The sequence below is a fragment of the Escherichia sp. MOD1-EC4550 genome (assembly GCF_963876935.1).
Lineage (GTDB): Bacteria > Pseudomonadota > Gammaproteobacteria > Enterobacterales > Enterobacteriaceae > Escherichia > Escherichia coli_F.
Genome location: NZ_CAWNSE010000053.1, coordinates 44,072 through 64,105 on the forward strand (window position 1 = coordinate 44,072; position 20,034 = coordinate 64,105).

At 49.5% G+C, this 20,034-nt stretch carries 21 protein-coding genes; 12 read left to right on the forward strand and 9 right to left on the reverse strand.

The window, feature by feature from the left end; all coding sequences use genetic code 11:
- Window positions 1-8: 8 nt before the first annotated feature.
- Window positions 9-1,001 carry a D-xylose ABC transporter substrate-binding protein gene (gene xylF, locus AACU19_RS22240; RefSeq protein ID WP_001296518.1) on the reverse strand — a complete coding sequence of 331 codons (993 nt, stop codon included), beginning with the start codon at window positions 999-1,001 and terminating at the stop codon, window positions 9-11.
- A gap of 365 nt (window positions 1,002-1,366) precedes the next feature.
- Here xylF and xylA point away from each other — a divergent pair, with 365 nt between their 5' ends.
- The 4 genes from xylA to yiaA all read left to right on the forward strand — a co-directional run bounded on the left by xylA (window position 1,367) and on the right by yiaA (window position 5,207).
- Window positions 1,367-2,689, forward strand: coding sequence for a xylose isomerase (gene xylA / locus AACU19_RS22245; protein ID WP_001149573.1), 1,323 nt, complete (start codon window positions 1,367-1,369; stop codon window positions 2,687-2,689).
- A 71-nt stretch (window positions 2,690-2,760) separates the two neighbouring features.
- Window positions 2,761-4,215 carry a xylulokinase gene (gene xylB / locus AACU19_RS22250; RefSeq protein ID WP_032304020.1) on the forward strand — a complete coding sequence of 485 codons (1,455 nt, stop codon included), beginning with the start codon at window positions 2,761-2,763 and terminating at the stop codon, window positions 4,213-4,215.
- 167 nt (window positions 4,216-4,382) lie between these two features.
- Entirely contained in the window at window positions 4,383-4,724 is a 342-nt protein-coding gene (yiaB, locus tag AACU19_RS22255) for an inner membrane protein YiaB (protein WP_105278553.1), read from the forward strand.
- 45 nt (window positions 4,725-4,769) lie between these two features.
- Window positions 4,770-5,207, forward strand: a complete 438-nt coding sequence (gene yiaA / locus AACU19_RS22260) for an inner membrane protein YiaA (protein ID WP_001296808.1) — start codon at window positions 4,770-4,772, stop codon at window positions 5,205-5,207.
- A gap of 41 nt (window positions 5,208-5,248) precedes the next feature.
- Here the strand turns inward: yiaA and wecH are convergent, their stop codons facing one another.
- A complete protein-coding gene (gene wecH, locus AACU19_RS22265; protein ID WP_105278554.1) occupies window positions 5,249-6,244 on the reverse strand; it encodes an O-acetyltransferase WecH in 996 nt (331 codons plus the stop codon).
- Between the two features lie 174 nt (window positions 6,245-6,418).
- Here wecH and AACU19_RS22270 point away from each other — a divergent pair, with 174 nt between their 5' ends.
- From AACU19_RS22270 to hokA, 4 genes are all read left to right on the forward strand, one after another.
- A complete protein-coding gene (locus AACU19_RS22270) occupies window positions 6,419-6,727 on the forward strand; it encodes a YsaB family lipoprotein (protein ID WP_000980157.1) in 309 nt (102 codons plus the stop codon).
- A gap of 94 nt (window positions 6,728-6,821) precedes the next feature.
- On the forward strand, window positions 6,822-7,733 hold the full coding sequence (gene glyQ / locus AACU19_RS22275) for a glycine--tRNA ligase subunit alpha (protein ID WP_001168544.1): 912 nt from the start codon (window positions 6,822-6,824) through the stop codon (window positions 7,731-7,733).
- Window positions 7,734-7,742: 9 nt separating this feature from the next.
- The gene (gene glyS, locus AACU19_RS22280) at window positions 7,743-9,812 is read left to right on the forward strand and encodes a glycine--tRNA ligase subunit beta (protein WP_001291786.1); all 2,070 of its coding nucleotides are present in this window, start codon (window positions 7,743-7,745) and stop codon (window positions 9,810-9,812) included.
- A 321-nt stretch (window positions 9,813-10,133) separates the two neighbouring features.
- Entirely contained in the window at window positions 10,134-10,286 is a 153-nt protein-coding gene (hokA, locus tag AACU19_RS22285; protein ID WP_001135731.1) for a type I toxin-antitoxin system toxin HokA, read from the forward strand.
- Here hokA and AACU19_RS22290 read toward each other — a convergent pair.
- The 3 genes from AACU19_RS22290 to AACU19_RS22300 form a co-directional block, all read right to left on the reverse strand.
- Entirely contained in the window at window positions 10,263-10,334 is a 72-nt protein-coding gene (locus AACU19_RS22290; RefSeq protein WP_213045172.1) for a hypothetical protein, read from the reverse strand. The two genes, hokA and AACU19_RS22290, sit on opposite strands and share 24 nt — an antisense overlap.
- 140 nt (window positions 10,335-10,474) lie before the next feature.
- The gene (gene cspE / locus AACU19_RS22295; protein WP_000014594.1) at window positions 10,475-10,687 is read right to left on the reverse strand and encodes a transcription antiterminator/RNA stability regulator CspE; all 213 of its coding nucleotides are present in this window, start codon (window positions 10,685-10,687) and stop codon (window positions 10,475-10,477) included.
- 280 nt (window positions 10,688-10,967) lie between these two features.
- Window positions 10,968-11,258, reverse strand: coding sequence for an HTH-type transcriptional regulator (locus AACU19_RS22300; protein ID WP_000455798.1), 291 nt, complete (start codon window positions 11,256-11,258; stop codon window positions 10,968-10,970).
- A 433-nt stretch (window positions 11,259-11,691) separates the two neighbouring features.
- Between AACU19_RS22300 and AACU19_RS22305 the strand changes: the two genes are divergently transcribed.
- Window positions 11,692-12,402, forward strand: coding sequence for a DUF3053 domain-containing protein (locus tag AACU19_RS22305; RefSeq protein ID WP_000190516.1), 711 nt, complete (start codon window positions 11,692-11,694; stop codon window positions 12,400-12,402).
- A 48-nt stretch (window positions 12,403-12,450) separates the two neighbouring features.
- On the opposite strand, the gene ghrB is transcribed toward AACU19_RS22305, so the two are convergent.
- A complete protein-coding gene (gene ghrB, locus AACU19_RS22310) occupies window positions 12,451-13,425 on the reverse strand; it encodes a glyoxylate/hydroxypyruvate reductase GhrB (protein WP_105278555.1) in 975 nt (324 codons plus the stop codon).
- A 103-nt stretch (window positions 13,426-13,528) separates the two neighbouring features.
- A complete protein-coding gene (locus tag AACU19_RS22315; protein WP_000747625.1) occupies window positions 13,529-14,188 on the reverse strand; it encodes an OmpA family lipoprotein in 660 nt (219 codons plus the stop codon).
- 152 nt (window positions 14,189-14,340) lie between these two features.
- Here AACU19_RS22315 and bisC point away from each other — a divergent pair, with 152 nt between their 5' ends.
- Window positions 14,341-16,674, forward strand: coding sequence for a biotin sulfoxide reductase (gene bisC / locus AACU19_RS22320; protein WP_105278556.1), 2,334 nt, complete (start codon window positions 14,341-14,343; stop codon window positions 16,672-16,674).
- Here the strand turns inward: bisC and AACU19_RS22325 are convergent.
- Both AACU19_RS22325 and tag read right to left on the reverse strand, forming a co-directional pair.
- Window positions 16,643-17,083, reverse strand: coding sequence for an N-acetyltransferase (locus AACU19_RS22325; RefSeq protein WP_032185397.1), 441 nt, complete (start codon window positions 17,081-17,083; stop codon window positions 16,643-16,645). The genes bisC and AACU19_RS22325 overlap by 32 nt on opposite strands.
- A complete protein-coding gene (gene tag, locus AACU19_RS22330) occupies window positions 17,080-17,643 on the reverse strand; it encodes a DNA-3-methyladenine glycosylase I (protein WP_000438948.1) in 564 nt (187 codons plus the stop codon). The genes AACU19_RS22325 and tag overlap by 4 nt, the downstream gene beginning before the upstream one ends.
- Before the next feature lie 157 nt (window positions 17,644-17,800).
- Between tag and AACU19_RS22335 the strand changes: the two genes are divergently transcribed.
- A complete protein-coding gene (locus AACU19_RS22335) occupies window positions 17,801-18,499 on the forward strand; it encodes an autotransporter outer membrane beta-barrel domain-containing protein (protein ID WP_000584470.1) in 699 nt (232 codons plus the stop codon).
- A gap of 228 nt (window positions 18,500-18,727) precedes the next feature.
- Window positions 18,728-19,936, forward strand: a complete 1,209-nt coding sequence (locus AACU19_RS22340; protein ID WP_000189051.1) for an L-lactate MFS transporter — start codon at window positions 18,728-18,730, stop codon at window positions 19,934-19,936.
- Window positions 19,937-20,034: the final 98 nt, after the last annotated feature.

Consider the following 20,034-nt stretch of genomic DNA (forward strand, 5'->3'; position numbering starts at 1 on the left):
CGTAACGCTTACAGCTCGCTCTCTTTGTGGAATCCGTCTTTAACTACCGTATCTTTGATGTTGTTTTTATTCACATCGATCGGGGTCAGCAGGCGGGAGGGAACATCTTTCAGACCATTATTCAGTGTGGTATCTGCTTTTGGTTCCTGACCATTGCCCAACTCAACGGCAATTTCTGCGGCAGTATTTGCCAACAATGTAATAGGTTTATACACCGTCATAGTTTGCGTACCGGCAGCAATACGTTTAATACCTGCGAGATCCGCATCCTGGCCGGATATTGCTACTTTCCCTGATAAACCTTGCGCACTTAATGCCTGAATTGCCCCACCTGCGGTGGCATCGTTTGAGGCAACTACAGCATCAATTTTGTTATTATTGGCGGTTAGCGCGTTTTCCATAATTTTCAATGCGTTTTCCGGTAACCAGCCATCAACCCATTGGTCACCAACGACTTTAATTTTTCCGGAATCAACGTAAGGTTTTAACACTTTCATTTGTCCGGCGCGGAACAGCTTGGCGTTGTTATCTACCGGCGAGCCGCCCATCAGGAAGTAATTACCTTGCGGAACAATATCGACCAGGGCTTTTGCCTGCAGTTCACCGACTTTTTCGTTATCGAAAGAAATATAAAAATCGATATCCGCATCGTTAATCATACGGTCGTAAGCTAATACTTTAATACCTTCTTGTTTGGCTTCTTTTACAACGTTACTTAATACCTGACCGTTATACGGAATAATGACAAGAACATCGACACCACGGTTAATCATGTTTTCAATCTGCGACATTTGTGTTTCTTCATTGCCATTTGCAGACTGTACAAATACTTTCGCGCCGAGAGATTCTGCCTTTTTCACAAAAATATCTCGATCTTTTTGCCAGCGTTCAAGACGGAGATCATCAATCGCCATACCTATTTTGACTTCTTTGGCGTGCGCCGCAACGTTGGTAAGCAGAAGTGAGGTGCAAAGGGTGAGTAGAATGTTCTTTATTTTCATGGTGTAGGGCCTTCTGTAGTTAGAGGACAGCTTTAATAAGTAACAATCACCGCGATAAACGTAACCAATTTTTAGCAACTAAACAGGGGAAAACAATTACAGATTTTTATCTTTCGATTACGATTTTTGGTTTATTTCTTGATTTATGACAGAGATCTTACTTTTGTTGCGCAATTGTACTTATTGCATTTTTCTCTTCGAGGAATTACCCAGTTTCATCATTCCATTTTATTTTGCGAGCGAGCGCACACTTGTGAATTATCTCAATAGCAGTGTGAAATAACATAATTGAGCAACTGAAAGGGAGTGCCCAATATTACGACATCATCCATCACCCGCGGCATTACCTGATTATGGAGTTCAATATGCAAGCCTATTTTGACCAGCTCGATCGCGTTCGTTATGAAGGCTCAAAATCCTCTAACCCGTTAGCATTCCATCACTATAATCCCGACGAACTGGTGTTGGGCAAGCGTATGGAAGAGCACTTGCGTTTTGCCGCCTGCTACTGGCACACCTTCTGCTGGAACGGGGCGGACATGTTTGGTGTGGGGGCGTTTAATCGTCCGTGGCAGCAGCCTGGTGAGGCACTGGCGTTGGCGAAGCGTAAAGCAGATGTCGCATTTGAGTTTTTCCACAAGTTACATGTGCCATTTTATTGCTTCCACGATGTGGATGTTTCCCCTGAGGGCGCGTCGTTAAAAGAGTACATCAATAATTTTGCGCAAATGGTTGATGTCCTGGCAGGCAAGCAAGAAGAGAGCGGCGTGAAGCTGCTGTGGGGAACCGCGAACTGCTTTACAAACCCTCGCTACGGCGCGGGCGCAGCGACGAACCCAGATCCTGAAGTCTTCAGTTGGGCGGCGACGCAAGTCGTTACGGCGATGGAAGCAACCCATAAATTGGGCGGTGAAAACTATGTTCTGTGGGGCGGTCGTGAAGGTTACGAAACGCTGTTAAATACCGACTTGCGTCAGGAGCGTGAACAACTGGGCCGCTTTATGCAAATGGTGGTTGAGCATAAACATAAAATCGGTTTCCAGGGTACGTTGCTTATCGAACCGAAACCGCAAGAACCGACTAAACATCAATATGATTACGATGCCGCGACGGTGTATGGCTTCCTGAAACAGTTTGGTCTGGAAAAAGAGATTAAACTGAACATTGAAGCTAACCACGCGACGCTGGCAGGTCACTCTTTCCATCATGAAATTGCCACCGCCATTGCGCTTGGCCTGTTCGGTTCTGTCGACGCCAACCGTGGCGATGCACAACTGGGCTGGGACACCGACCAGTTCCCGAACAGTGTGGAAGAGAATGCGCTGGTGATGTATGAAATTCTCAAAGCAGGCGGTTTCACCACCGGCGGTCTGAACTTCGATGCCAAAGTCCGTCGTCAAAGTACTGATAAATATGATCTGTTTTACGGTCATATCGGCGCGATGGATACGATGGCGTTGGCGCTGAAAATTGCAGCACGCATGATTGAAGATGGCGAGCTGGATAAACGCATCGCGCAGCGTTATTCCGGCTGGAATAGCGAATTAGGCCAGCAAATCCTGAAAGGCCAAATGTCACTGGCAGATTTAGCCAAATATGCTCAGGAACATAATTTGTCTCCGGTGCATCAGAGTGGTCGCCAGGAGCAACTGGAAAATCTGGTAAACCATTATCTGTTCGACAAATAACGGCTAACTGTGCAGTCCGTTGGCCCGGTTATCGGTAGCGATACCGGGCATTTTTTTAAGGAACGATCGATATGTATATCGGGATAGATCTTGGCACCTCGGGCGTAAAAGTTATTTTGCTCAACGAGCAGGGTGAGGTGGTTGCTTCGCAAACGGAAAAGCTGACCGTTTCGCGCCCGCATCCACTCTGGTCGGAACAAGACCCGGAACAGTGGTGGCAGGCAACTGATCGCGCAATGAAAGCTCTGGGCGATCAGCATTCTCTGCAGGACGTTAAAGCATTGGGTATTGCCGGCCAGATGCACGGTGCAACCTTACTGGATGCCCAGCAACGGGTATTACGCCCTGCCATTTTGTGGAACGACGGGCGCTGTGCGCAAGAGTGCACTTTGCTGGAAGCGCGAGTTCCGCAATCACGGGTGATTACCGGTAACCTGATGATGCCCGGATTTACTGCGCCTAAATTGCTATGGGTTCAGCGGCATGAGCCGGAGATATTCCGTCAAATCGACAAAGTATTATTACCGAAAGATTACTTGCGTCTGCGTATGACGGGGGAGTTTGCCAGCGATATGTCTGACGCAGCTGGCACCATGTGGCTGGATGTCGCAAAGCGTGACTGGAGTGACGTCATGCTGCAGGCTTGCCACTTATCTCGTGACCAGATGCCCGCATTATACGAAGGCAGCGAAATTACTGGTGCTTTGCTACCTGAAGTTGCGAAAGCGTGGGGTATGGCGGCAGTGCCAGTTGTCGCAGGCGGTGGTGATAATGCAGCTGGTGCGGTTGGTGTAGGAATGGTTGATGCTAATCAGGCAATGTTATCGCTGGGGACGTCGGGGGTCTATTTTGCTGTCAGCGAAGGGTTCTTAAGCAAGCCAGAAAGCGCCGTACACAGCTTTTGCCATGCGCTCCCGCAGCGTTGGCATTTAATGTCTGTGATGCTGAGTGCAGCGTCGTGTCTGGATTGGGCCGCGAAATTAACGGGCCTGAACAATGTCCCAGCTTTAATCGCGGCTGCTCAACAGGCTGATGAAAGTGCCGAGCCAGTTTGGTTTCTGCCTTATCTTTCCGGCGAGCGTACACCACACAATAATCCCCAGGCGAAGGGGGTTTTCTTTGGTTTGACTCATCAACATGGCCCCAATGAACTGGCGCGAGCAGTGCTGGAAGGCGTGGGTTATGCGCTGGCAGATGGCATGGATGTCGTGCATGCCTGCGGCATTAAACCGCAAAGTGTTACGTTGATTGGTGGCGGGGCGCGTAGTGAGTACTGGCGTCAGATGCTGGCGGATATCAGCGGTCAGCAACTCGATTACCGCACGGGGGGGGATGTGGGGCCAGCACTGGGCGCAGCAAGGCTGGCGCAGATTGCGGCGAATCCAGAGAAATCGCTCATTGAGTTGTTGCCACAACTACCGTTAGAACAGTCGCATTTACCAGATGCGCAGCGTTATGCCACTTATCAGCCACGACGTGAAACGTTCCGTCGCCTCTATCAGCAACTTCTGCCATTAATGGCGTAAACGTTATCCCCTGCCTGACCGGGTGGGGGATAATTCACATCTATATATATCAGTAATTAATTAATATTTAGTATGAATTTATTCTGAAATCATTTGTTAATGGCATTTTTCAGTTTTGTCTTTCGTTGGTTACTCGTAATGTATCGCTGGTAGATATGGAGATCGTTATGAAAACCTCAAAGACTGTGGCAAAACTATTATTTGTTGTCGGGGCGCTGGTTTATCTGCTTGGGCTATGGATCTCATGCCCATTGTTAAGTGGAAAAGGCTATTTTCTTGGCGTGTTAATGACGGCAACTTTTAGCAACTATGCATATCTTCGCGCAGAAAAACTCGGGCAACTGGATGATTTTTTTATTCACATCTGCCAGTTAGTTGCGTTAATCACTATCGGTCTCTTGTTTATCGGTGTTTTAAACGCACCTATCAATGCTTATGAAATGGTGATCTACCCTATCGCCTTTTTTGTCTGCTTGTTTGGTCAAATGCGTTTGTTTCGCCCGGCATGAGCAACATAAAGCTCTTACACATTCAGGAATGAAAGGAATACTGTGATGGACAACAAAATATCAACCTATTCTCCGGCATTTAGTATTGTGTCATGGATAGCTCTTGTTGGTGGTATCGTTACCTATCTGTTAGGGCTATGGAATGCAGAGATGCAGTTAAATGAAAAAGGATATTATTTTGCCGTGCTGGTGCTAGGACTGTTTTCTGCGGCATCTTATCAAAAGACCGTTCGGGACAAGTATGAAGGCATACCGACCACCTCCATTTATTATATGACCTGCCTGACTGTCTTTATTATCTCTGTTGCGTTACTGATGGTAGGTCTGTGGAATGCGACGTTATTACTCAGCGAGAAAGGTTTTTATGGACTGGCTTTCTTCTTAAGCTTGTTTGGTGCAGTAGCGGTGCAGAAGAATATTCGTGATGCCGGAATAAACCCACCAAAAGAAACACAGGTTACCCAGGAAGAATACAGCGAATAATTCACGTAAGCCCGGTCAGTCCAATGTGACCGGGCTTTTATTTAACTCACTAGTCTGTTTCTGTCGATTCGTTGTACCAGCACAGAAAGTAACAAACTCGCTGCCAACGTCGCGCAAAAGATCCAAATAATATCCAGTATTGGCCAGTTTTTAAGCTCAATCCCCCGGGTGCGCAGCGCATGGATAATCAATGCATGGAACCCGTATATACCTAAAGAATGGCGTGATATCAGCCCAAGCCCGGGAACAGTGTGTGTATCCAGCGTGTTTTTAACCAGAGTCAATAGTGCGATTGCGCAGATAAAAACCATCGGCCCACAGTAAAGATACCAGGTATCGGCAAAATTTCCGCGCCACTGCAATTCATATAATGTCCCGCGAGAGATAATAAAAACCCCCGTCGCAAACAGTGCGGCGCACACCCACGACAGTGCTTTATGCTGTGTGTCCATCATCCCTATAGCGCGGCCCAACATGCCATACAGGATGTAGTAAAAAGTGTCGCCATTGATATATAAGTTAATTGGCAGCCATTCAAAACCGTCAATTTTCTGCGGCACTGTGTTTGGGTTAGCGATAATACCAATCACCACCATTAGTACCAGCAACATTTTTCCGCCGACGTTCTTCACCTGAATCAGCGGTGAAACCAGATAAATCACCGCAATCGCGAAGAAAAACCATAAGTGGTAAAACACTGGCTTTTGCAGCAGGTTTTTCAGCGCTAACTCCACATTGATGGAGGTAAACAGCGCAATGTAGAGCAGTGCGATTGCGCTATAAAAAAGCAGACATAAGCCGATACGTAAGAAATGGCGCGGCTGGGCGCTGCGTTCGCCAAAAAAGAGATAGCCGGAAATCATGAAAAATAGCGGCACGCTGACACGAGAGGCAGAATTCAGAACATTGGCGATATCCCAGGTGACGGGGCTAACACTATGAGCATTGGTCACATACCAGGTAGTGGTGTGAATCATCACCACCATTAAACACGCTATCCCTCGCAGGTTATCAATCCAGTAAATTTTGGGCTGCATCTGTGTCTCTGTATCTGGTTAAAAAAAGTCTGACCGATAAATCATTCGGTTGGCACACTGGAATAATCTGAGTTTTATCACTACAGCTTATAGAGGCTTGAGGAAATTCGTAAGATATCAGCCACTATACCGATATAAATAATAAGACTCACCTGCAAACCAGACGGTAATTTAATGATGATGAACTCTTTCTTTCCGGCAATGGCGCTTATGGTGCTTATGGCGCTAGTGGGTTGTTCTACACCGCCACCCGTGCAGAAAGCACAACGGGTAAAGGTTGATCCGCTGCGTTCGTTGAATATGGAAGCGTTATGCAAGGATCAGGCGGCAAAACGTTATAACACCGGCGAGCAAAAAATCGACGTCACTGCTTTTGAACAATTTCAGGGAAGCTACGAAATGCGCGGTTATACCTTCCGTAAAGAGCAGTTTGTCTGTTCTTTTGACGCAGATGGCCATTTTTTGCATCTTTCCATGCGTTAAGCCCTGCTTTTTCCCGTTTCGTACTGTATATCTTCCATCCAGCGGGTATACTGATCCCTTCCTTTAAATCCACACGTATCCAGCACGAAATAATATGCAAAAGTTTGATACCAGGACCTTCCAGGGCTTGATCCTGACCTTACAGGATTACTGGGCTCGCCAGGGCTGCACCATTGTTCAACCATTGGACATGGAAGTCGGCGCGGGAACCTCTCACCCAATGACCTGTCTGCGCGCGCTGGGGCCAGAACCGATGGCGGCTGCTTATGTTCAGCCTTCTCGTCGCCCGACCGATGGTCGCTACGGCGAAAACCCCAACCGTTTACAGCACTACTATCAGTTCCAGGTGGTCATTAAGCCATCGCCGGACAATATTCAGGAGCTGTACCTTGGTTCTCTGAAAGAGCTGGGCATGGACCCGACTATCCACGATATCCGTTTCGTGGAAGATAACTGGGAAAACCCGACTTTGGGTGCCTGGGGGCTGGGCTGGGAAGTGTGGCTGAACGGCATGGAAGTGACGCAGTTCACTTACTTCCAGCAGGTTGGTGGTCTGGAGTGTAAACCGGTTACCGGCGAGATCACCTACGGTCTGGAACGTCTGGCCATGTACATTCAGGGCGTAGACAGCGTTTACGACCTGGTCTGGAGCGACGGTCCGCTGGGTAAAACCACCTACGGCGACGTGTTCCATCAGAACGAAGTGGAGCAGTCCACTTACAACTTCGAATACGCGGATGTGGACTTCCTGTTCACCTGCTTCGAGCAATACGAGAAAGAAGCGCAGCAGCTGCTGGCGCTGGAAAATCCGCTGCCGTTGCCAGCCTACGAGCGTATTCTGAAAGCCGCCCACAGCTTCAACCTGCTGGATGCGCGTAAAGCCATCTCTGTCACTGAGCGTCAGCGCTATATTCTGCGCATTCGCACCCTGACCAAAGCAGTGGCAGAAGCATACTACGCTTCCCGTGAAGCCCTCGGCTTCCCGATGTGCAACAAAGATAAGTAAGAGGCGGCTATGTCTGAGAAAACTTTTCTGGTGGAAATCGGCACTGAAGAGCTGCCACCAAAAGCACTGCGCAGCCTGGCTGAGTCCTTTGCTGCGAACTTTACTGCGGAGCTGGATAACGCAGGCCTCGCACACGGCACCGTTCAATGGTTTGCTGCTCCGCGTCGTCTGGCGCTGAAAGTAGCTAACCTGGCGGAAGCGCAACCGGATCGTGAAATCGAAAAACGCGGCCCGGCGATTGCCCAGGCGTTCGACGCTGAAGGCAAACCGAGCAAAGCGGCAGAAGGCTGGGCGCGTGGTTGCGGTATTACCGTTGACCAGGCTGAGCGTCTGACTACCGATAAAGGCGAATGGCTGCTGTATCGCGCCCACGTGAAGGGCGAAAGCACTGAAGCACTGTTGCCGAATATGGTCGCCACTTCGCTGGCGAAACTGCCGATCCCGAAACTGATGCGTTGGGGTGCAAGCGACGTGCACTTCGTGCGTCCGGTGCACACCGTGACCCTGCTGCTGGGCGACAAAGTCATTCCGGCAACCATTCTGGGCATTCAGTCCGATCGCGTGATTCGCGGCCACCGCTTTATGGGCGAGCCGGAATTCACTATCGACAATGCTGATCAGTATCCGGAAATTCTGCGTGAGCGCGGGAAAGTCATCGCCGATTACGAAGAACGTAAGGCGAAGATTAAAGCCGATGCCGAAGAAGCGGCGCGTAAGATTGGCGGTAACGCTGACTTAAGCGAAAGCCTGTTGGAAGAAGTCGCTTCGCTGGTGGAATGGCCGGTTGTGCTGACCGCAAAATTCGAAGAGAAATTCCTCGCGGTGCCGTCTGAAGCGCTGGTTTACACCATGAAAGGTGACCAGAAATACTTCCCGGTGTATGCGAACGACGGCAAACTGCTGCCGAACTTTATCTTCGTTGCCAATATCGAATCGAAAGATCCGCAGCAAATTATCTCTGGTAACGAGAAAGTCGTTCGTCCACGTCTGGCGGATGCCGAGTTCTTCTTCAACACCGACCGTAAAAAACGTCTGGAAGATAACCTGCCGCGCCTGCAAACCGTGTTGTTCCAGCAACAGCTGGGTACACTGCGCGACAAAACTGACCGCATCCAGGCGCTGGCTGGCTGGATTGCTGAACAGATTGGCGCTGACGTTAACCACGCAACCCGTGCGGGCCTGCTGTCCAAGTGCGACCTGATGACCAACATGGTCTTCGAGTTCACCGACACCCAGGGCGTTATGGGGATGCACTACGCGCGTCACGATGGCGAAGCGGAAGATGTTGCCGTGGCGCTGAACGAGCAGTATCAGCCGCGCTTTGCCGGTGATGACCTGCCGTCTAACCCGGTAGCCTGTGCGCTGGCGATTGCTGACAAGATGGATACTCTGGCGGGTATCTTCGGTATCGGCCAGCATCCGAAAGGCGACAAAGACCCGTTTGCGTTGCGTCGTGCCGCACTTGGCGTGCTGCGTATTATCGTTGAGAAGAACCTCAATCTTGACCTGCAAACCCTGACCGAAGAAGCAGTGCGTCTGTATGGCGATAAGCTGACTAATGCCAACGTGGTTGATGATGTTATCGACTTTATGCTCGGTCGCTTCCGCGCCTGGTATCAAGACGAAGGTTACACCGTTGACACCATCCAGGCGGTACTGGCGCGTCGTCCGACTCGTCCGGCTGATTTCGATGCCCGAATGAAAGCGGTATCGCACTTCCGTACCCTGGATGCAGCTGCAGCACTGGCGGCGGCGAACAAGCGTGTATCTAACATTCTGGCGAAATCTGACGAAGTGCTGAGCGACCGCGTGAATGCCTCTACTCTGAAAGAGCCGGAAGAAATTAAACTGGCGATGCAGGTTGTGGTGCTACGTGACAAGCTAGAGCCGTACTTTGCTGAAGGTCGTTACCAGGATGCGCTGGTCGAACTGGCTGAGCTGCGTGAACCGGTTGATGCCTTCTTCGATAAAGTGATGGTCATGGTTGATGACAAAGAATTGCGAATCAACCGTCTTACCATGCTGGAGAAACTGCGCGAATTATTCCTGCGAGTTGCGGATATTTCGCTGTTGCAGTAATAACGTCGTTATTAAAAAGCCTGCCATCTGGCAGGCTTTTTTATCGCTAAATAATAGAGCAACCTTTAATAATCTTCTGCTGAATAAAGATTGCCTCATATATTAATTTTATGAGATTTTTTTAGGATTATATCAAGGAGAAGAAAAGAACTTATTAAGCTAGAATAGTCACGGGTGCTTGAGACTGTTTGTCTCAGGTATTCACCGAAAGGCAGACAGAGAAAAGCCCCACCTGACTATAAATCAAAGTGAGGCCCCTCTATGCATAGACACCATAAGGTTAGCCTCTTACTCGTTGGAAATCAACACAGGAGGCTGGGAATGCCGCAGAAATATAGATTACTTTCTTTAATAGTGATTTGTTTCACGCTTTTATTTTTCACCTGGATGATAAGAGATTCACTGTGTGAATTGCATATTAAACAGGAGAATTATGAGCTGGCGGCGTTTTTAGCCTGCAAATTGAAAGAGTAAGAGTCTTCGGCGGGAAGTTATTCCCGCCTTTCTTACGGCGTTGCGCATTCTCATTGCACCCAAATTTATTCTTCACAAAAATAATAATAGATTTTATTACGCGAACGATTATTTATTTCCTGAATAAACAAATAAAAAAATCCCCGCCATTTGGCAGGGATCTTAGATTCTGTGCTTTTAAGCAGAGATTACAGGCTGGTTACGTTACCAGCTGCCGGGCCTTTAGCGCCGCTTTCGATGGTGAAGGACACTTTCTGACCTTCGTCCAGAGATTTGTAACCATCGTTCTGGATAGCAGAGAAGTGTACGAACACGTCTTTAGAGCCATCGTCAGGAGTGATGAAGCCGAAGCCTTTGTCAGCGTTGAACCATTTTACGATACCAGTCATTTTACCGGACATAGTGTATTACCTTTAATAATTTAAATGTGCCTTTCGGCGATATGGCGTGCTTTACAGATTTTGAAGCGTTAAAGGAAATGCACTACGAGGGGTATCAACGATAACTCTTGAAGGGACTTGCCTTACTACACTGCTTTAATGGTCTGTACGTCAAACCGTTGATGTGCATTAAGCCACGCATTGGCGGGTGATGCAACAATTATTTTTCATATTTATGATTAATCGGTTGGAAAACGGTCCTGTCATCAGGACCGTAAACAGCAATAAAGTGGATAAAAGTCTATTCCATCAACTGCTTACTTAACGCTGGGTTAGCTTGAATCAGACGCATCAATTTTAGTTCGGCACTTGAAGGCTTAACGCGTCTGGATTCCCATTCCTTTACCATGGCGACTGATACGCCCAAAACCCGGGCGAAATCATCGATTTTTAACCCCGTACCTTTACGTAACTGCTCAATCTCGGTACAGGACGTTGTTCTATGCGTCAGAGTAATCTTCTGCGTTTCATCTTTAAAAACAATCTGTTCCAGGCTGCTCAACAGCTCATGCATGGGATCTTTATATTCCATTGAAAACTCCTCAAATCACACTGCGGGATCGTGAATTGCATCGAAGCTCATTAAGAATAGTCGGGAAAAGCAGACACAGCGGGAGTAAGGCAGGGCATGCTCTGCCTGTGATTCGATTCAGCCTGACACTTAGCGTGACTTATAGCGACCTAACGATCTGATAAATGCCGATATATCTTTTACCACTCCGGGATTGTAAAGATTTCGAAAATATGGCGTTCTGTAAAGACGTAAATCTCTGGCTAGAAAAAAGGCAACTGCAATGTCATTTTTTAACAATGAAACAACAAATTAACCTTGTTTCGTTTTCTCCATTATTTTACCAGGAAGATTACGTAGAAAGGGTATCCTGCAAGCCTGTCCTGGACTATCCTTGTCACGTCAGACACGCGTGTGTCGTTGTGCGCTTTTTTTGGGTGAAAGGAGTAAGAAAATGGCGACAGGAAAGTCCTGCTCTCGCTGGTTTGCGCCTCTTGCGGCGTTATTAATGGTAGTTAGCCTGAGTGGGTGTTTTGATAAAGAAGGCGATCAGCGTAAAGCGTTTATCGACTTCCTGCAGAATACAGTGATGCGTAGCGGTGAACGTCTACCAACCCTGACTGCCGATCAGAAAAAACAGTTTGGTCCTTTTGTCTCTGATTACGCGATTCTGTATGGTTATTCTCAGCAGGTGAATCAGGCAATGGATTCCGGTCTGCGTCCGGTTGTAGACAGCGTTAACGCAATTCGCGTACCGCAGGATTACGTTACGCAAAGCGGCCCACTGCGTGAAATGAACGGTTCTCTGGGCGTACTGGCGCAACAGTTGCAAAATGCGAAGTTGCAGGCCGATGCTGCGCACTCTGCGCTAAAACAGAGCGATGACCTGAAACCGGTCTTTGATCAGGCATTCACCAAAGTGGTAACGACGCCAGCTGATGCTTTGCAACCGTTGATTCCGGCGGCACAAACTTTCACGCAACAACTGGTGATGGTTGGAGACTACATTGCTCAGCAAGGTACTCAGGTGAGTTTTGTAGCAAATGGCATCCAGTTCCCGACTTCGCAGCAGGCAAGTGAATATAACAAACTGATTGCGCCATTACCGGCACAGCATCAGGCGTTTAATCAGGCCTGGACTACAGCAGTCACTGCAACCCAATAAAGAGTAAAAGCCCGAGCGATTATCGGGCTTTACTTCCCGCAGTCGCGGTTAGTCCGCGACGTGCGGATTCACACAGTTCTTCTCAACTTTTCCCTGTAACGCATTAATCAAATTATCCACGGCGCAGGCGGCCATGCCATAACGCGTCTCATGGGTGGCAGAACCAATATGCGGTACGGCGACGACGTTGGCCATTGAGAGCAACGGAGAATCTACGGCCAGTGGCTCTTGTTCGAATACATCCAGCCCGGCAGCGTGAATTTCCCCTTTCTGCAATGCTGCAATCAGTGCATTTTCGTCAACCACTGGACCACGTCCGGCATTAATGAAAATGGCGGAGGATTTCATTTTGGCGAATTGTTCTGCGCCAAACAGATGATGCGTTTCATCAGTTAACGGCAGGATCAGGCAAACGAAATCTGACTCTTGTAACAGTGTATCCAAATCGCAGTAGCGGGCGTTGAAGCGTTCTTCTGCTTCTTTATGGTGGCGGCGCGCGTTATAGAGGATGGGCATATTGAAGCCAAAGTGCGCACGTTGTGCCAGCGCCATGCCGATCCGTCCCATCCCGACAATGCCCAGTGTTTTATGGTGAACGTCAGTGCCGTACCAGTCCGGGCCTATGCTCGCGGTCCATTCGCCTGCTTTTACCCGTTCTGCTACCTCCACAACCCGACGAGCGGTAGACAACACCAGCGCCATCAGCGTATCGGCGACGGTTTCCGTTAATACGGTTGGCGTGTGCATCAGCAGAATTTTTCGGGCGGTAAGCGCATCGACATCAAAATTGTCATAGCCGACGGAGATCGTTGATGTGGCCCGCAATTTTGGCATTTTTTCCAGTAATGCGGCGTCAACGTTTTCATTTGAACCCAGCAAGCCTTCGGCGTCGGCAAAAATTGCTGCATTTTGTTCGATGGTTTGTGGGCTGAGGTTTGCCACCTGATGAACGGTGAAATGCTCTTGCAGGCGTTGCAGTAAATCATCAGGTAAGGCTTTGTAGAGGATAACGGACGGCTTCATTCTTCTCTCCATTCACTGATAAGGCGATCACCTTAGCCTGAAATATGATGAAGGAAAACTGAAGAATGCCAGGTGATTTTTGCATCACCTGGCATGAAAGGGATTACAGCGGGCTTAAGGTAATTTCTACACGGCGGTTTTGCGCCTTACCTTCTGCGGTGCTGTTGCTGGCGATTGGGTTAGCCGGGCCAAGGCCCTGAGTACGGATGCGGCTGGCGTCCACGCCCTGGGTGATCAACGCGCTGGCAACGGAATCCGCACGCTGCTGGGAGAGACGCATGTTCAGGTCGTGACCACCCGTGCTGTCGGTATAACCAATCACGTTAACCGCCGTTTTCGGATACTCTTTCAGCACCATTGCCACGCCGGTTAGGGTGTTAGCGCCTGCCGGTTTCAGGGTCGCGCTGCTGCTGTCGAAGGTTACATTGTTCGGCATATTGAGGATAATGTTATCCCCGCTGCGGGTTACGCTAACACCAGTGCCGCGCATTTTGTCACGTAGCTTCGCTTCCTGCACATCCATGTAATAACCAACGCCGCCGCCCAGAGCTGCACCCGCTGCTGCGCCAATCAGCGCGCCTTTACCGCGATCTTTCTTCGAAGAAGAGAGCGCACCAATACCCGCGCCAACGAGAGAGCCCAGACCTGCACCGATAGCAGATTTACCTGCTTCGCGTTCACCTGTGTAAGGGTTAGTGGTGCAGCCAGATACCGCCAGAGCGCCACTCACTACGGCGGCAATAAGATAAACACGTTTCTTCATTGTTAATCCTTAATAACCTTTTTATTCTTTGCCACGGGTTCCGTGGCGGGAGATTATGCCGCGTGAACATGAAGATTATTCCTGGGAATACTCGGAAATTTGTAAGTAATATTTAACTGCTCAATACATCTAATCTTTCAGGAGCCTTCGGTTTGGCCAACTCATCCTCACGTTATTCTGTTCTTACTGCCGCTCACTGGGGGCCCATGCTGGTTGAAACCGACGGCGAAACCGTGTTTAGCTCGCGTGGCGCGTTAGTCACAGAAATGAAAAACTCCTTGCAGAGTGCGGTTCGCGACCAGGTTCACAGCAAAACACGGGTACGATTTCCAATGGTGCGCAAGGGCTTTCTCGCGTCACCGGAAAACCCGCAAGGCATTCGTGGGCAGGATGAATTTGTTCGCGTGAGTTGGGATGAGGCGCTGGAGCTTATTCACCAACAACATAAACGTATTCGTGAGGCTTATGGTCCGGCGTCGATTTTTGCGGGTTCCTACGGCTGGCGTTCAAACGGCGTACTGCATAAGGCCTCGACATTATTGCAACGCTATATGGCACTGGCAGGCGGTTATACCGGGCATCTGGGGGATTATTCGACCGGCGCGGCACAGGCGATCATGCCGTATGTCGTGGGGGGCAGCGAAGTTTATCAACAGCAAACCAGTTGGCCGTTGGTATTGGAACATAGCGATGTCGTGGTGCTATGGAGTGCTAACCCACTCAATACGCTGAAAATTGCGTGGAATGCATCCGATGAGCAGGGGCTTTCTTACTTTTCCGCACTGCGTGACAGCGGGAAAAAGCTGATCTGCATTGATCCAATGCGATCGGAAACCGTCGATTTCTTTGGCGATAAAATGGAGTGGGTGGCACCGCACATGGGCACCGATGTTGCGCTGATGCTGGGGATCGCCCATACGCTGGTGGAAAATGGCTGGCACGACGAAGCGTTTCTGGCGCGTTGCACCACAGGTTATGACGTCTTCGCCTCTTATTTGCTGGGCGAGAGTGACGGAATAGCGAAAAATGCCGAATGGGCGGCAGAGATTTGTGGGATTAACGCAGAGAAAATCCGCGAACTGGCGGCTATTTTTCATCAAAATACCACCATGCTGATGGCTGGCTGGGGAATGCAGCGCCAGCAGTTTGGTGAGCAAAAACACTGGATGATCGTCACCCTGGCAGCAATGTTAGGGCAAATCGGCACGCCTGGCGGGGGCTTTGGTCTTTCTTACCATTTTGCCAATGGTGGTAACCCTACGCGCCGCGCTGCGGTGCTTTCATCTATGCAGGGTAGCTTGCCAGGTGGCACCGATGCGGTAGATAAAATCCCCGTAGCCCGTATTGTTGAAGCTCTGGAAAACCCTGGCGGTGCATACCAACACAATGGCATGAACCGTCACTTCCCGGATATTCGTTTTATCTGGTGGGCGGGCGGCGCCAACTTTACTCATCATCAGGATACCAATCGTCTGATTCGTGCCTGGCAAAAACCGGAGCTGGTGGTGATCTCCGAATGCTTCTGGACGGCAGCGGCGAAACACGCCGATATCGTCCTCCCTGCAACCACCTCGTTTGAGCGTAATGACCTCACCATGACCGGCGATTACAGTAATCAGCATCTGGTGCCGATGAAGCAAGTGGTGCCTCCACGTTATGAAGCGCGTAATGATTTTGATGTCTTTGCCGAGTTGAGTGAACGTTGGGAGAAGGGCTGCTGTGCGCGGTTTACGGAAGGAAAAAGTGAGCTGCAATGGCTGGAAACGTTTTATAACGTTGCACGGCAGCGCGGGGCAAGCCAGCAGGTTGAATTGCCGCCATTTGCTGAGTTCTGGGAAGCCAACCAGTTAATTGAGATGCCGGAAAACCCGGACAGCGAGCGGTTTATTCGCTTCGCCGATTTTCGCCGCGATCCGCAGGCGCATCCATTAAAAACCGCCAGCGGCAAGATTGAAATCTTCTCGCAGCGTATTGCCGATTACGCTTATCCGGATTGCCCTGGGCATCCAATGTGGCTGGAGCCGGACGAATGGCAGGGCAATGCCGAACCGGAACAGTTGCAGGTACTTTCTGCTCATCCGGCACATCGTCTGCACAGCCAGCTGAATTACAGTTCTCTGCGCGAATTGTACGCGGTGGCAAATCGTGAGCCTGTCACCATTCATCCTGACGATGCCCAGGCGCGCGGCATACAAGATGGCGATATTGTTCGGTTGTGGAACGCACGCGGGCAAATTCTTGCCGGAGCGGTCATTAGCGAGGGAATTAAACCTGGCGTGATTTGCATTCATGAAGGGGCATGGCCGGATCTGGATTTAACCGCTGACGGTATTTGTAAAAACGGCGCGGTGAACGTTCTGACCAAAGATCTCCCCAGCTCGCGGCTGGGGAATGGCTGTGCGGGTAATACGGCGCTGGCATGGCTGGAAAAATACAACGGTCCGGAACTGACACTTACAGCGTTTGAACCACCGGCCAGCTCATAATCCAGGTGGGTAGTTGGGTTTCATCCTGCCATGCGCAGTCGACAATGTGAAAACCCTGCGCATGGTAAAAATCTATCGCCGGTTGATTTTTTTGATAAACCTCCAGCATCAGATGGGGATGGCGCTGCTGCACATACTGCATTAGCGCCTTACCAATACCGCGTCTGACGGCCTTCGGTGCGACAAACATTGCAGCCAGAAATCGGTCTTCCATAATGCTGACAAAACCGAGAAGCTTACCGTCTTCTTCCCAGACCCAGTTTTGCGCGTTGGCAAGATAGGCATCCCGCACCAGCGGAATGCAATCACGCCAGTAATTCGCTTTTATAAAGGGATGCCCCCAGGTTGTACTTTCCAGCCACAGTTCGAGGATCGCGGGGAGTTCTGAACGTTGCGCTTCCCGAATCATGGTTTATTTCCCGGATAGCAACAGCAGCCAACCACATGATCATTCACCAGCCCACATGCCTGCATAAAGGAGTAACAGATTGTGGTACCAACAAACTTAAAGCCACGCTTTTTCAGGGCTTTAGATAGAGCGTCGGAGGCGGGCGTAGATGTAGGGATTTCGCTCAACGTTGTGGCTTGTGTCACCTGTGGTTGATGATTGACAAAGGACCAAACAAAGTCGGCAAACGGTTCGCCGTTCTGTTCCATTTGCAGGTACGCCCGCGCATTACCAATAATTGCCTGAATTTTCCCGCGATGGCGGATAATCCCGGCGTCCTGTACCAGTCTTTCGACATCCTCTTCCTGCATTGCAGCCACCTTCACCGGATCGAACTGATGAAAGCAGGCGCGATAGTTTTCGCGTTTTTTGAGGACGGTGATCCACGATAACCCTGCTTGTTGCCCTTCAAGGCAGATCATTTCGAACAGTTTTTTACTGTCAGTTTCAGGCACGCCCCACTCATTATCATGGTAGGCAATATAAAGCGGGTCCTGACTCACCCAGCCGCAACGTTCCATACTTTCCCTCGCTATGTACCCGATCGTAAAAATTTCAGCCGCTTTTCTTGACGCATCGGTGAAAAAGTCAATATTTAATACAGGGCTACTATGCCCGATATCCTTCATACAATGACAATAATATTGCCGAATTCGGCTCTTCTCTGGAGTCGTGTTAATGATCATAAAAAAAAGCGGTGGTCGCTGGCAGTTAAGCCTGCTGGCGAGCGTGGTAATCAGTGCCTTTTTTCTCAACACAGCTTACGCCTGGCAACAAGAATATATCGTTGATACGCAACCCGGACATTCTACAGAGCGCTACACCTGGGATAGCGATCATCAACCTGATTACAACGATATTCTGTCGCAACGTATTCAAAGTAGCCAAAGGGCGCTGGGACTGGAAGTCAATCTGGCGGAAGAAACCCCTGTGGATGTGACCAGCAGTATGAGTATGGGCTGGAATTTTCCTTTATATGAACAGGTTACAACCGGCCCGGTCGCGGCATTACATTACGATGGTACAACCACCTCGATGTATAACGAGTTTGGCGACAGTACTACTACACTGACTGATCCGTTATGGCATGCCAGCGTGAGTACCTTAGGCTGGCGTGTTGACTCCCGGCTTGGCGATCTCCGACCCTGGGCGCAAATCAGCTATAACCAGCAATTTGGCGAGAATATCTGGAAGGCGCAATCAGGCTTAAGCCGGATGACGGCGACAAACCAGAACGGCAACTGGCTGGATGTCACGGTAGGTGCTGATATGTTGCTCAATCAAAATATTGCCGCCTACGCTGCGTTATCTCAGGCAGAAAATACCACGAACAATAATGACTATCTGTATACGATGGGGGTTAGCGCCAGATTTTAACGTTATAGATACAATTGAAACCCATAAATAACAACTAATGTGGCGATAGTGGGGACTAACTTACTAAATAATAAATTTGGTGAATAATTGTCGAGTCATTCATTCCTGAACTAATGCATTTCATTCCGTTCTGATGGCATTTCATGCCGTTTTTCCCCAGGCATAAAGTGCACTTCGTTATGGTTGTCGGCAGAGATTTTTCCTTTTTATTACTGCAGGAATACTGCCATGACACCTTCAAATTATCAGCGTACTCGCTGGCTGACACTCATCGGTACTATCATTACCCAGTTTGCCCTGGGGTCGGTTTATACCTGGAGTCTGTTTAACGGCGCGCTTTCTGCCAAGCTGGGGGCTCCGGTAAGCCAGGTTGCTTTCTCTTTCGGCTTGTTAAGTCTGGGGCTGGCAATTTCGTCTTCTGTTGCGGGCAAATTGCAAGAACGTTTTGGTGTTAAACGCGTCACTATGGCTTCCGGCATTTTGCTGGGATTAGGTTTCTTCCTGACAGCACATTCCAACAACCTGATGATGCTGTGGTTAAGCGCCGGTGTGTTGGTTGGTCTGGCGGATGGTGCGGGTTACCTGTTGACGCTCTCTAACTGCGTGAAGTGGTTCCCGGAGCGTAAGGGACTCATCTCTGCTTTCGCTATTGGTTCTTATGGACTTGGTAGTCTGGGTTTCAAATTTATCGATACGCAACTGTTGGAAACGGTCGGTCTGGAAAAAACCTTTGTTATTTGGGGCGCGATTGTACTGGTGATGATTGTCTTTGGCGCAACGTTAATGAAAGATGCGCCGAAACAGGAAGTGAAAACCAGCAATGGTGTGGTGGAGAAGGATTACACGCTGGCAGAGTCGATGCGTAAACCGCAGTACTGGATGTTAGCAGTTATGTTCCTGACTGCCTGCATGAGTGGCCTGTATGTGATTGGCGTGGCGAAAGATATCGCTCAAAGTCTGGCGCATCTTGATGCAATTTCCGCAGCCAATGCTGTGACGGTTATTTCCATCGCCAACCTTTCTGGTCGTCTGGTGCTGGGCATTCTGTCTGACAAAATCGCCCGTATCCGTGTTATCACCATTGGTCAGGTCATTTCGCTGGTGGGCATGGCGGCCCTGCTGTTTGCCCCATTGAATGCAGTGACGTTCTTTGCAGCGATTGCCTGCGTGGCATTTAACTTCGGCGGCACTATCACGGTGTTCCCGTCACTGGTCAGTGAGTTCTTCGGCCTAAATAATCTGGCAAAAAACTACGGTGTGATTTACCTCGGTTTCGGTATCGGCAGCATTTGTGGTTCGATTATCGCTTCACTGTTTGGCGGATTCTATGTGACTTTCTACGTGATTTTCGCCCTGCTGATTCTGTCACTGGCGCTTTCTACGACGATTCGCCAGCCAGAGCAGAAAATGTTGCGTGAGGCGCATGGCTCCCTTTAATGACCTGCCGCGAGCTACTGGGCTTTAGCCTTAGTGTGAATCAAACGCTTCAACGCAATGTATAAACAATGACGCGTAAAATTTGGGCCAGTGAACTG